9 protein-coding genes are annotated in these 13099 nt (G+C 45.2%); 2 read left to right on the plus strand and 7 right to left on the minus strand.

The features are described 5' to 3' along the window. Window positions 1-69: 69 nt before the first annotated feature. The 6 genes from H4I94_RS01615 to H4I94_RS01640 all read right to left on the minus strand — a co-directional run bounded on the left by H4I94_RS01615 (window position 70) and on the right by H4I94_RS01640 (window position 7048). Entirely contained in the window at window positions 70-1170 is a 1101-nt protein-coding gene (locus tag H4I94_RS01615; RefSeq protein ID WP_261181165.1) for a hypothetical protein, read from the minus strand. 64 nt (window positions 1171-1234) lie between these two features. Next, a complete protein-coding gene (locus tag H4I94_RS01620; RefSeq protein WP_092819158.1) occupies window positions 1235-2698 on the minus strand; it encodes a hypothetical protein in 1464 nt (487 codons plus the stop codon). A gap of 202 nt (window positions 2699-2900) precedes the next feature. Next, window positions 2901-4520, minus strand: coding sequence for an ABC1 kinase family protein (locus H4I94_RS01625; protein WP_092819157.1), 1620 nt, complete (start codon window positions 4518-4520; stop codon window positions 2901-2903). Between the two features lie 12 nt (window positions 4521-4532). Next, window positions 4533-5219 carry an SCP2 domain-containing protein gene (locus H4I94_RS01630; RefSeq protein ID WP_261181166.1) on the minus strand — a complete coding sequence of 229 codons (687 nt, stop codon included), beginning with the start codon at window positions 5217-5219 and terminating at the stop codon, window positions 4533-4535. Window positions 5220-5230: 11 nt separating this feature from the next. Next, a complete protein-coding gene (ubiE, locus tag H4I94_RS01635) occupies window positions 5231-6175 on the minus strand; it encodes a bifunctional demethylmenaquinone methyltransferase/2-methoxy-6-polyprenyl-1,4-benzoquinol methylase UbiE (RefSeq protein ID WP_092819155.1) in 945 nt (314 codons plus the stop codon). A 171-nt stretch (window positions 6176-6346) separates the two neighbouring features. After that, window positions 6347-7048 carry an FFLEELY motif protein gene (locus tag H4I94_RS01640; RefSeq protein ID WP_261181167.1) on the minus strand — a complete coding sequence of 234 codons (702 nt, stop codon included), beginning with the start codon at window positions 7046-7048 and terminating at the stop codon, window positions 6347-6349. Between the two features lie 205 nt (window positions 7049-7253). Here H4I94_RS01640 and H4I94_RS01645 point away from each other — a divergent pair, with 205 nt between their 5' ends. Continuing rightward, window positions 7254-8672 carry a phosphate--AMP phosphotransferase gene (locus H4I94_RS01645; RefSeq protein WP_261181168.1) on the plus strand — a complete coding sequence of 473 codons (1419 nt, stop codon included), beginning with the start codon at window positions 7254-7256 and terminating at the stop codon, window positions 8670-8672. A gap of 44 nt (window positions 8673-8716) precedes the next feature. On the opposite strand, the gene H4I94_RS01650 is transcribed toward H4I94_RS01645, so the two are convergent. Next, window positions 8717-9223 (minus strand): hypothetical protein, encoded by a 507-nt coding sequence (locus H4I94_RS01650; RefSeq protein WP_261181334.1) that lies wholly within the window; start codon window positions 9221-9223, stop codon window positions 8717-8719. Window positions 9224-9406: 183 nt separating this feature from the next. On the opposite strand from H4I94_RS01650, the gene H4I94_RS01655 reads away from it, so the two are divergent. After that, entirely contained in the window at window positions 9407-13099 is a 3693-nt protein-coding gene (locus H4I94_RS01655) for an exodeoxyribonuclease V subunit gamma (RefSeq protein ID WP_261181169.1), read from the plus strand.

Below are 13099 nucleotides of genomic sequence, written 5' to 3' on the forward strand. Positions count from 1 at the left end.
TGTCCAAAGGTGACTTTGGAGTCATATAGGCAATAAAAAAGCCTGAAGGGCTCAGGCTTTTTTTGAGGCTTAGAAGGCGCGGTATTGAATGCCAATAGAAGCCAATCCATAGCGTTTGTCTAAACGGGAAGCAGTGACCCCATTATATAAGAAGGGTACATAGCCAATTAAGTTATTTTGGAAAATCTGACCTTGTAGGTAAGCTGTCAATTTAGGGGTAAAGTCATAACTGAACTTGGCCCCAATGGTATGATTGTCTTTAATCGCCTGATTGCCAAAATTAGCAACACGGTCATCAATATTGTCGCGCCACAGGCGTTGGTAGTGATAGGCAAGCTGGCTTTCAAATTGTTTATAGCGCCAGTTCCATGAACCGCCCAAGCCTGCATAATAAGCATCATAGTTAAGATCTTTTTGGACATCAAGATCAAATCGATCAGCATAGTTTGCAATATCAATATCCCGTACGATTAGACCGTCAATCAGGCAGCGACCACTGGGTGTTCCGGTTAATTGATTGTTCGAGTCAATATTGATATTGGCCTTACAATCGCGTCCATTGCCGGTCAAATGAACCATCAAGTCCAATTCATCCACTTTGACTTTGCTATATCCTAAAGAACCAAATAAATTCACTTGATTCATAAAGTCAATTTTATGGGTATAAATAGTATCTAGCTGAATTTGAGTGTCACGAGGATTGGAAACAACGACCTCATTAATTGTACGGCCATTCACATTGGTAGGGGAGGTTTTTGCTAACTCATCCGCTTGGTTGCCCCAGAAAGACAGTTTAAAAGCAAGATTAGATCGATCGGTCGAAAGACTTTCCGGAAAGTAGGTAATACCTAAAGCTCCAGAATTTAACTTATTGGTATCTTCTCTGAACTCAATTTCTCGACGCCAATAGCTAGCACTGATAGACCATTCAGGATGAAATTGATATTGGGCACTTATATGCGCACCGATATAATCTCCTGCGTCTCCTTGAACACCTTCGCTTTCTCGTAAATCTAAAAAGTCGACAGTATCGTTAACCAAATCCAGGCTTGCATTGGTCGTAAGCTTATTTTTAGCAGGCGTGGCTTGTAAAAACAAATCATCGGGTGCGGCATAAGTATGAGAAATAATGAATGCTGCAGAAATAAAAAGTAATGATTGATTTTTCAACTTGAATTACCCAATAGGAAGTGAGAGAAAAGCCAGTGATGATCACTGGCTTTTTTAATTATGATTATTGGATGACAAAGTAGCCTGTAGAAGTAAATCCACTAAAGACAGTTGCAGCTTTATTTGGAAGACCAAATGTACCCAGGTTCAACCCTAAGGTTGCAGAGACTGGATAAGTAGTTGGAGCTACAAAAACAGATACCTCAGCGTTTACCTGGTTGCTTGAGACGATCAAGTTTTTATAATTATTATACGGCTGACTTAAAATCGGGAAAGCTGCGACCAGATCTGTTAGGGCAATTGAATCACCTAGGAATTCTGTATCTTCCGCAACTTCAAATGAGCCTTTCGGTGCATTTGCTAGCGTAGTTTCAATTTCAATAATAGTGCCTGCAGGGATAATGATTTTGTTAATAGCAGTAGTATTATCAAACGAAACATTTACCTCGCTAATATACGCGGTCAAGGTTTCAGGCTGGCCATTTTGACCAATTGCAGCAGTAGCCTGGAAGCCTAATTTAATAGAATCGGTACCTGTAGCTGCTTTATTTAAATTGAATTTCACTTGTGCTAATGAATCAATTGAAGTCTTATTAATCGCCAGACGTTGAGTATTATCGGAATTGATAATACTTGTAATGTTATAGCCTGCTATTTCAAAGTTGTTATACAGGGCAGGAGTAACTTGCTCTTGAATTTCACTCACAATCGTAGGATTGCCTGCTAAGTATTGTTCTAGAGTAGAAGAGCCTGCTGTAGTCAAACTGGTATTAATAGTGGTTGTTACATTTTCTACTTTGGTTTGATTAGCTTGAATTTCTGCTTGAAGACTAGGTGAAGAAGTTGCTGCATTATTAAAGATAGTTGTAATAACAGCAGAGTCTACGCCTGAACCAGTCAGTAGAGGAGTTGTCGCGATGGTGGTTTGAACGGACTTAGCTGCTTCAGTTGTAGTTAAACCGGCATTCTCAAGCTGAGTTAAGATTTGTTGCAAGATAAATACAGCGGCTTTTTGTTGATTCGATCCTTCGGTAATTGGATCAAATGTCGTTATATCTGTAATTCCCTGTCCGTTTTTATCGTTAGCAAAACCCAAATTTGTAAGAATGGCTTTAAATTCTGCATCGGGTAATTCAGCTTGTAAGGTGGTAAGTGGGCTCGCCACAATTTCATTAGTTGAATTAGCTTGATAATTGATTTCTTTAACTTTCAATTGACCATCAAATGGAAGTTTGGTAACCGTATCAATACCGCCAGTGATAATGAAACCCGTTTCCTGACAGTTTTCTGTTGTGTTGAAAGTAAATTTACCGTTTTCATCTGTTTTCAGATCTGGATAGGCTTCTTGACAAGCAGGGTTAGTAAAATCAACATCTGCGCCAGCTACATAAAAATCCACAGCTGTACCAGAAATAGTTTTCGGCGCAAAAGGTGCTTCAGAACTCCCACCACCACCGCCCCCACCACAAGCCGCTAATAATGAAGTTGCAATTGCTAATGTTGTTAGTTTAAAAGTCTGATTGAACATAGTATTCCCTAAAGCCTAAGTTTTAGTTATGAGTGATGCTTAACTTTATAACAAAAAAATGGTTAAAAAATAAGTGAAAAAAACATCTAAATTGAACTAAATGCAACAAATCATTATAAATAATAATTGAATAATCACTTTAGATATTATGAAAAAATCAGCCCATCATAAACGGACTGATATTATTTTTGAATAGGGAATCTTATTTCGCAATTCGCCAGACAGCCAGCAAGCTCGCCAGCATGATCAGAATAATAGACACATACCACGGTGCAATAATCGCAATCGATAGCAAAATGGCCATAATGCTGCCAAAAATCCAGCTGCGTTTTTGCTGATGTTCCATTTGCAGACGCATGCTTTGCAGTTCATGCAATTGTTTGGAATGCCAGGCGGACTGGTTTTTTAAACCATTCAGGCTGTCAATCATCAAACTTGGTAAATCCTGTGCACCCAGCAGAAGGTCAGGAATCTGCTGGCCGATTTCCTTCATGTTTTTCACTGGATTCATGTTGGCCTTGATCCAGTCCGTTAAAATCGGTTTCGCCAGTTTCCAGATATCAAGATCCGGGTAAAGGTCGGTACCCAAACCTTCTACATGCACCAGAGTTTTCAGCAATAACATCAGCTGCGGAGGAATTTCCAGATGGAAACGGCGGGCGATATCCATCACCTGAATCAGAATGCCAGCAAAATCCAGCTCACTCATGGGTTTTGATACCATTGGACCTACGGTACGACGCATTTCACGTGCCAGGGCATCCTGGTCGGTGCCTGGTGGAATCCAGCCAGCTTGGTGCACAATCTGAATCAGCTGCATAAAGTTGCTGTTCATGACCGCAAGTAACATGCGCGCGACAGTCATCTGGTCATGCTTGGAGAGCTCACCCATGATCGCGCAGTCCAGCGCAATAAAGCGCGGATTGGCCGGGTTGATGGTTTCGACAAATACGTTACCCGGATGCATGTCGGCATGGAAAAAGTTGTCACGGAACACCTGGGTGAAGAAAATGGTCAGGCCTTTTTCCGCCAGATCCGCACGATTCATGCCCATCTGGTCAAAAGTCGCCGTATCGGAAATCGGAACCCCCGTGATGCGTTCAGCCACCATCACATCTTTGCTGTCCATGTAGACTTCAGGCACATACATCATGCTTGAGCCGGTGAAATAATGGCGCATACGACGGGTGTTGTCGGCTTCCAGGGTCAAATCCAGTTCATTCAGAATGATCTGGCGATAGTCCTGAATAATCTCCGATAAATGCAGGGCACGTGCGGCTTCCAGGCGTTTTTCCAACGCTGCACCCAGCCATTCCAGAATTTTAAAATCTTGCAGAATTTGCGTGCGAATGTCGGGACGCGTAACTTTCACCACCACTTCGCGACCATCATGCAGTGCCGCAGTATGCACCTGCGCAATTGAAGCAGCGGCCAGCGGTTGGGCATCGAAGCGGGCAAACAGCGTATTGACATCGGCTTTTAGCGATTGCTGAATTCGTGTTTTAGCCACATTGCTGTCAAAGGGTTTGACCCGGTCTTGCAATAAGACCAGCTGCTGTAAGACTTCAGGTGGCATCAGGTCACGGCGGGTTGAAAGCAGCTGTCCCAATTTAATCGCCAGCGGCCCCATTTCTTCCAGAGCTTCTTTCAGCTTGAGCGGATTTTTACGTTCACGGCTTGACCATGCCGCAGGGTGCATGCGAATAAAATTTAAAGCATGACGGGCTTTTTCCGGTAATTCTTCCGCAGGAAACAACGTGTCGAGTCTATAGTGCGCGGCGATGCGCCAAAGTTCGAGTAAACGTGAAACGTGCGGAATCATAAATCTCATTACCTAATCTTGAGGTGAAGCAGGAGGTGTATCTAAAGCATCAATCTGTGCCTGAAGCTGTTGAATTTTGGCTTCAGCACGGTCTAAATTTTGATTGAAAATTCGGGTATCTTGTTGCAGATCATCCATTTGCCAACGTGCAGCAAATAAGCCTGTATCTTCTTTTAACGCATCTTCAGCAAAGAATAAATAACTTTCTAAAGAACGTTTTAAATGTTTCGGTGCCAGCTGGATTTTGCCCAGTTCATGGGCAAGGGCAGGGCCAACCCACGGACTTAAATGCGAAGCCAAATCCGGTTCAGCCTGTTGCATGATACGTTGGATTTCCTGTAATAACTTGTAGTCCCCTTGCAGCGGAATATTGCCGATTTCATCTGAAACCAGCAGTTTCAGCAGTTCAACGACATTGCCGACTTGTAAAGTCGCAGTGGCTTCAGAAATCTGTGAGCTGTTGGCTTCATAAGGCCGCTGTTCAAAAATCGAAGCAGCTTCAGTATGTCCAGTGGCTGTTGGCTCTAGGCGAACCTTGCCATCATCAAAGAATACATCTACAGAAAGCTGCGGTGAGGCAATCACCACACGCAGCATTTTGCCAGCCAATGCATTTAACTGGATACGGGTAATCACATCCAGATCAATGAAATGGTGAATCACACGTTCAACGGCACCCAGTGCCAGAATTGACCACATGAATGGGAACCTTAAAGTTTAAAACCACGGTGAACGGCAACGATACCACCCGTCAGGTTGTGGTAATCACAGTTCTGGAAGCCGGCATTTTCCATCATTCCTTTAAGCGTACGCTGGTCAGGATGCATACGGATGGATTCGGCCAGGTATTTGTAACTTTCAGAATCGTTGGCAATAATTTTACCCATGATCGGTAAAGCGGTGAACGAATACAGGTCATACAGTTTAGAAAATGGCTCGAATACAGGTTTAGAGAATTCAAGCACCAATAAACGGCCGCCTGGCTTAAGTACACGATACATGGCAGCCAGCGCAGCATCTTTATCGGTCACGTTACGTAAACCGAAACTGATCGTCACCAGGTCAAAACTGTTGTCTGCAAATGGCTCCAGTGTTTCCGCATTGGCCAAAACGAAGTCCACATTGGTACAGCCGGCATCAATTAAACGGTCACGGCCGACATTCAGCATCGATTCATTGATGTCTGAAAGAACCACATGGCCGGTCGGGCCGACTTCACGGCTAAAGACTTTGGCCAGGTCACCAGTACCGCCGGCAATATCGAGTACGTGCTGACCACGGCGTACGCCTGACATATTAATGGCAAAGCGTTTCCATAAACGGTGAATACCGAAGGACATCAGGTCATTCATGATGTCGTATTTGCTGGCAACCGAGTGGAATACTTCAGCGACTTTCTGGGCTTTATCTTCACTGCTGACAGTCTGGTAACCGAAGTGGGTGGTCGGACCGACATTCCCGGTATTGGCACCACGCGGCAGATTGTATTTGGGTACTGAACCGGTCACTGGCGTATCGGTCAACTGTTGTTGTAAAGATTGTTGCTGACCTTGGGCAGTGCCTTGTGGAAGAGGCTCAGTTAAGAAAGGACTCACTTTGTCTGTATTTTGTGCCAGCTCAGAGGCAGAGGTAGGCGTTTGCTTTTCGTTAGACATTAGAGTCACTCCTAACATAAAAATAGGGTTAATGTTGCAGTGCTTGCATGATGACAGATTCTAGGACGTTGTACAGCAATCAGCATGCAATTGTTATGAATAATATACAGAAATCTGCTCTGTATTTTTTATTCACTGCTCAATTTGTTATTTCCATCACAACATAATTGACTAAAACGGGTGAGGATCGCCGGCATGAACTTTATGGATAATCTGACGTTCAACCGCGGTAAAATCCTTCACGAATTTCTCAGCTGACTTTAACGGTTTCATGGCCAAAAAGCCATCCTGCATAAATTCATACATAATGTCGAAATTATATTTGCTGGCTGCACCTTTACACATTTTAAATGCAGTCTGAACCATAAACGAGCGCATGTACTTATCCAGGCTATAACCCAGCTGGTCGAGTAAATCCAGCTGTTTTAAACGGGATTGCCCCTGATCGAGTTTAAGATAAGTCAAACGCATCATCTCATCGTTTAAAGTTTCGTGCGGATGATAATCTTCAAGGAGCTGCATCGCCACCTGTTCATCCAGCTGCACCGCCAAAATGGCCAAAGATACGCCTGATGTTCCTGTTTTCACTGCATTTTCAGGAATCAGCTTTTCAGCCTTGTGCGCATATTTCATCAAACGGGCAATCTGCTCAGCCAGTGCATCAAAATCCGGACCACCATACAGACGGTTCAGGAAATACTCCGACATCAACACATTCTGCTTTTCAGTAAACTGTTTGCTATGGGTGGCCTGCATACGCTGTTTTTGCCAGGCCTGTACATCTTGCAGACGCCGAAAAATTTCAGGGTTTTGATGATAATTCAATTGATAATACAATTCTAAAAGATCATCTAATGCAGCCAGTTTAGACATGCTGTGTCTCTATTATTTTTTAGATGGCTAAATATTAGAGCGAGACGGACAAAGTCGCTATGACAAACAGCCAGAAAAATGATTTAAATTAAGTCAGTTTGCTAGAAAATGCAGCAATTATGAGCAACATAAACACTATGTGTTCAAATTCAGCCTTGGATTATGCTTGAATAGACTGAGATTTAGAATAAAGGACGGGGAACAGATGACACTGAAAAAAACAACAAATCCGCTGCTGGATGAAGATGAGCTTTCCCTGAATCTGATTGAAGCCCAATACCTGCTAAGAAATACCCGGGGTCAGAATAATGCCAAAAGTGTGCTGGTGCTGGTCAATGGCATTGAGCTGGCTGGAAAGGGCGAGGCAGTGAAGCAGCTGCGTGAATGGGTCGATCCGCGTTATTTGCTGGTCAAGGCCGATGCCGCCAACATGTTCAACAATCAACAGACCTACTGGCAGCCGTATGCAAACTCTATTCCTGCCGAAGGCCAGCTCATGGTGTTATTTGGCAATTGGTATAGCGATTTGCTGGCCACAGCTTTGCATGTGTCCAAGCCTCTGGATGAGTCGCAGTTTGATGCTTATATTGCCGATATGCAGGCTTTTGAGCAGGACTTGAAAAATAATCATGTTGATGTGGTAAAAGTCTGGTTTGACCTGTCCTGGAAGTCCTTGCAGAAGCGAATGGATAACCTGGATCCCCATGAAGTGCGCTGGCATAAATTACATGGTCTGGACTGGCGTAATAAAAAGCAGTACGACAGTTTGCAAAAGCTCAGCCAGCGTTTTATCAAGGATTGGAACATCATTGATTGTGAGGATGAAAAAGCCCGTAATCAACAATTTGCACAGATTATTTTGGCGGCGATGAAAAACTGTCCAGAGCATGTGAGCGAAGTGAAAAGCAAATGGAAACCGGCGGCTGTTCCCGAGCTGCTTTTGCATCCTGAAAATCAGCCCACGACCAAGGAAGACTATAAAAAAGAACTGAAAGAACTGTCGGTAAAAGTAGCCGAGGCGCTACGTTTTGATGACCGCAAAGCCATTATTGTATTTGAAGGCATGGATGCGGCAGGAAAGGGCGGAGCCATTAAACGGCTGGTGAAAAATCTGGATCCGCGTGAATATGATATTCACAGTATTGCAGCCCCAGAACGGTATGAGAAACGTCATCCGTATTTGTGGCGTTTCTGGACCAAGTTGCAGACCAATGAAGACATCCGGATTTTTGACCGTTCCTGGTATGGGCGGGTGCTGGTAGAGCGCGTAGAAGGGCTGATCAGCGAGCATGGGTGGCAGCGTGCTTATGAGGAAATTAACCGTTTTGAGAAGGATCTGGTCAATAGTCAAACCGTGGTGATCAAATTCTGGCTGGCGATTAGCAAGGACGAACAGGCCGCCCGTTTTAAAGCCCGTGAAGAGACCCCAAACAAGCGCTTTAAAATCACTCCGGAGGATTGGCGCAATCGGGAAAAATGGGATGCTTATTTGGATGCAGCCGCCGACATGTTTGAACGTACCAGCACCGATTATGCACCGTGGCATATTATTGCCAACGATGACAAAAATACCGCGCGCTTAGAAATATTAAGAGCCATTTTAAAACAGCTGAGAGCCAATTAGGCTCTCAGCTGCAGGATGAATTTTTTATTAAATCGAGAGGGGGATTAACTCGCCATCTGGGCTTGCTGTTTTTGTTGAATGCCTTTGGCAATTTTGTAACAGTCTTCTACGTGAGCGCCTGCGACTTTTTTCATCACAATATAGCCTAAACTTGCAGCAACAATCTGACCGCCCAGAGGAATAAATTTGGTCACCTGTTTGGTGATGACCTTGGCTACCACATTGTTGAGGGATTTTTTGACCGCGGTACGGGCTACCACCAGGCCGGAAAATTCTACCCCGCGTTTACGCAGTTCCTGCCAGTGCACTTGTTTGGTTTTGGGATCATAGACACTGATTTGTTCCGGAGCCAAACCAAAACGTGCATTCACTTCCGGAATGAGTTGTGACAAAATTCCGACATCGATGACCACATCCAGAAATGGAACCGGAATGATGGCTGCTCCTGCAGAGCAGTAAGCACGTTTTTTGACAAGTTCTAGGCATTCTGCCCGAATGCTTTCCAAGTTTAAATTAGGGTCGATTGTGTCTGGAGTTTTGTCTGTTTTCATCATGTAAATACCTTAAATTTCGTGTTATTTGTTCTATTCAACCATCATTAAGGTGTGAATTTCAAAGCATTTTTAAATTCAGCATCCACCTAAAAGTGACATAGACAGATGCCATTGTATAGTAAATAATCTTTATGCTTTTGTAGGCGTTTCATTTTTAAAAAATATTGGGGTAATTCAATAATGGCCATTCATGTGATTCAAAGTCAGCGTATTGATGTGCTGGTGCACGCCATGCTGACGACCGTGAATAAGCCTGCCACCACGCCTTTTCAGGTGCTGCAAACCCAACATTTTATTGTGCCTTCGCATGCGGTTGAAGCCTGGCTGACCCAGAAACTGGCCGAACAAAAAGGCATCAGTGCCAATACCCAGTTTCATCACCGGATTCGCGGTTTCCAGTGGTCCGCCTATCAATGGGTACTGGTCGATCAAAAAGAACAGGTACGTAAAGCCAATATTCCGCGAATTATTATCAAGTGGCGCGTGTTTCAGGCGCTGAAAGCCTTTATCCAGAGTGAACAGAATCCTTTACAGCTTGATCATCCTTTGCATTCCATCGTCCAGCGCATTTATGACAGCGCTGACCGCCTGGAACAGGGCATCGAAAAACAGCTGAAAAAGCAGGGCATGCTGTATTGGGTGGCAGAGCAGGTTTCGCGCCTATTTAGCCATTACATGGAATATCGCGGACATTGCCAGAAAAACTGTCCCGCGCAGATGTGCAGCTGTCCAACTAACTGGTTGCAGGCTTGGGGGCAAAATAAGGAACTTCCAATTGAGGACATGTTCTTTAAAACCAATAGCGACATTTCTGAATTTACCCTGAATCAGGCCCGTGAACTGGAAGCCTGGCAGCGCTGGTTGTGGCAGGAAGTGTTTCATCAGGACTTTGAACAGATGCAAAGTATTGATGCCATGTTCTGGGAGGTTCTGGATAATCCCGAGACACGCAAGGCGGCACTCAAAAGATTGCCGCAACAGCTGGTGATTTTTACCTTGCTGGATTTGCCTCCCATGCAGCTGGCGTTTTTACGCCGTCTGGGACAGTATCTTGATATCTATATTTTGCACTATAACCCGTCACAGGAATATTGGGCCGACAGTGTCGATCCGAACTGGAAAGCACGCTATGACCTGCGGGTAAAAGAGCGCTTTATTGCGAAAAATCCTAAGGCCAGTGATGCCGATATTGAACAGTTTTTCCAGGAATTTACTTTAAATTTCAATGCAGAACAGCGCGAGTCGCGTCATCCTTTGTTGACCCGTTTTGGCAAGCAGGCGCGTGACCACTTCTCCCTGTTATCAAACTTGTCGTCGGGGGAAGATGGGGTCTGGGCAGATGCCTTTATTGATGAATATAAAGCGAATTTACTTGGTAAAATCCAGTCCGATATTCTATATCTGGTAGAACCAGAGCAGCATCAATATGTACTGGATGAACAGGATGATTCGATTCAGATTCATGTCTGTCATTCCAGCTTACGCCAACTGGAAGTCTTAAAAGAGCAACTGATTCACTGGCTGGCACAAGGCACAAAGGATGCACCCCGCCGGCCGAGCGATATTCTGGTGCTGAGTCCTAGTTTGAGTGAACTGGAACCGTTGATCCGTAGCGTATTTGCGCCACCGCCGAGTGAGCGTGATCTGATCCAGCAGAAAGCGGGCCGCAGACATGAACTGTCCAAAGACAGTGTTTATCTGCCGATTCAGATTGCCGGCGTGACCCAGCTAGATGCGCTGAATGCCTGGCGAGCGGTACTGGGACGCATTGAACTGATTCAAGGACGTTTCAGCATTGAAGATTTTGCCGACTGGCTCAGCCTAAGTGCAACCCAGCAGCTCTACGGTTTAGAAGTCAACTCAATTGAACGCATTACAAAATTGCTGGTTGATGCCGGCTTTAAGCGTGGGCTGGATGCTCAGCATTTAAAACGCAGCCTGTGCGAAGGTGATGAAGACTACCGTTTCAGTTTTAAATTTGCACTCGACCGACTGGCACTGGGTATCGCCATTCCTGAACATACCCTGTTCAATAACACGCTGAGTTTTGCCCAGGTCTTGCCGAGTGACTTTGAACTGATCGGCAAACTGATCCAGATTTATCAGGATTTTGATGTACGCCGTGACTGGATGATTGCCCATGAGCAAGACAAAAATGTGCCGGTGGAGCAGTGGTTAAAGCGCCTGATGCAGGATATTGCCGAATTTGAGCAAGCTGGTGTCGAATCTTTAGCCGCGGTTTATAAAATCATTAAAAAGCAAGAACGTATGCTGACGCTGGCCAGCTTTTACGATGAGCATGATCATCATGCCTTGCGCAGCTTAAGCTTGCCTTTGCCTTATTTGCTGGCAGAAATTAACAATACGCTGGAAGCTCAGCTGGATCATGCTGAACCGACCGGACAGATTACCTTTAGCCAGATTGGACAGATTCGTCCTGTACCCTACAAGCTAATTGTGATGCTGGGACTGGATAGTGGTAAATTTCCAAGCCGAACCCAGCATTTGCCTTTTGATTTAATGGATTTGCTGAAGCCGCAGCTGGGTGACCGTTCCCGTCTGGAAGATGATCAGGGCGCATTTTTAGATCACCTGTTGCTGGCGCAGGACAACCTGTGGCTGTTTTATAACGGCTTCGACATTAATGATGGGGAAGTGCGTGATCCTTCTACCGTGTTGCAGGAACTGGTGCTGCATCTGGCCTTTATTGTGCAGTCCAAACAGCCTGAAACCCAAGTGGATGAAACGGTGAACCTCAACGGTGTAGAGGTGCCTGAACAGCTGCAATCGCTTTATCATGTCCATCCCTTATTGCCGTTTGATCCGGCAGGTTTTGAAAGCAACAGACCGGTGCGTTATCAGGACCAGTGGTTCTGCGTGGCCGGGCAGATTCGCCATGCCACAGGCAAGCGGACGTCCTGGGTAAATACACCCTATCAGCTGCTGCAACAGGATGTTCAGTTGCTGGACAGTCATCAATGGATTCAGGATGTAACTTTTCCGGCACGTTTATATTTAAAAACTTTAGGTGTGGAAAACCTGCGTCCGGAAGATTTGCCTGCCGTGGATGAGCCTTTGTTGCTGGACGGTTTGGGGCGCTATGCCGTGCGCCAGTTCCTGCAAAAGCAGGAAGGTGCAGCTAAACCGGAACTATTGATGGATCAGCTGCCGATTGGCAAGTTGCAGCACAGCAGCTGGCAGATGAGCCTGGTAGAACAGCAGCGCCTGAAAGAGCGCTTGCTGAAATATGCGACTGAAGTGACGCCTACTACACAGCAGGTCTGGAAGGTCAATGATCATGTCTATATGAACATCAGCCTACCCAAGAATGGCGCAGAAAAATGGGTCAGTCTGGATGCTTCCAGTGCCCGTGCCAAGAGACGTGCCAAAGTCTGGCTGGAATACTTGCTCTGGCTGGCTTATCTGAATATGGGTGACGGTGGTGAAAAACTGGCGCGGATTGTGGTGTTTAGTGACCGAACCATCATGTGTCATGGGGTAACGTCGAACCAGGCACGTGAGTGGCTGGACCACTGGCTGGCGGCCTGGAAATATGGACAGACCCAGCCACTGGTTTTACCTGCAGCCTTGCTGCTGAAAATCGCTGAAAAAGACAAAGAACATGACTGGCGGCCGAATGAACACAACCAGATGTGTATTGACGATATGGACGTGATCTATAAAGACTGGCATGAAGATGGCAAGTTCAGCGGCTTTTCGGTGGCGGATAATGAAGCCACCAAAATGCACCGTGACTGGCAGTTTATTTTACAGGAACAGGATGCCACGGTATTGCTGGAAGATGCCTGTGCGCAATTTTCCTATCAGCTCTATCAGCCGGTGTTTTTGCATCAACAAGTAATTGAAGAATAA

The organism is Acinetobacter sp. T_3_1 (assembly GCF_025377055.1).
Classification (GTDB): domain Bacteria; phylum Pseudomonadota; class Gammaproteobacteria; order Pseudomonadales; family Moraxellaceae; genus Acinetobacter; species Acinetobacter kookii.

Bases quoted from the DNA above. Each gene is read 5' to 3' on its own strand.
- ubiE (WP_092819155.1), bottom strand. From the start codon at position 6,175: ATGTCTAACGAAAAGCAAACGCCTACCTCTGCCTCTGAGCTGGCACAA.
- H4I94_RS01640 (WP_261181167.1), bottom strand. From the start codon at position 7,048: ATGTCTAAACTGGCTGCATTAGATGATCTTTTAGAATTGTATTATCAA.
- H4I94_RS01650 (WP_261181334.1), bottom strand. From the start codon at position 9,223: ATGAAAACAGACAAAACTCCAGACACAATCGACCCTAATTTAAACTTG.
- H4I94_RS01625 (WP_092819157.1), bottom strand. From the start codon at position 4,520: ATGATTCCGCACGTTTCACGTTTACTCGAACTTTGGCGCATCGCCGCG.
- H4I94_RS01630 (WP_261181166.1), bottom strand. From the start codon at position 5,219: ATGTGGTCAATTCTGGCACTGGGTGCCGTTGAACGTGTGATTCACCAT.
- H4I94_RS01620 (WP_092819158.1), bottom strand. From the start codon at position 2,698: ATGTTCAATCAGACTTTTAAACTAACAACATTAGCAATTGCAACTTCA.
- H4I94_RS01645 (WP_261181168.1), top strand. From the start codon at position 7,254: ATGACACTGAAAAAAACAACAAATCCGCTGCTGGATGAAGATGAGCTT.
- H4I94_RS01655 (WP_261181169.1), top strand. From the start codon at position 9,407: ATGGCCATTCATGTGATTCAAAGTCAGCGTATTGATGTGCTGGTGCAC.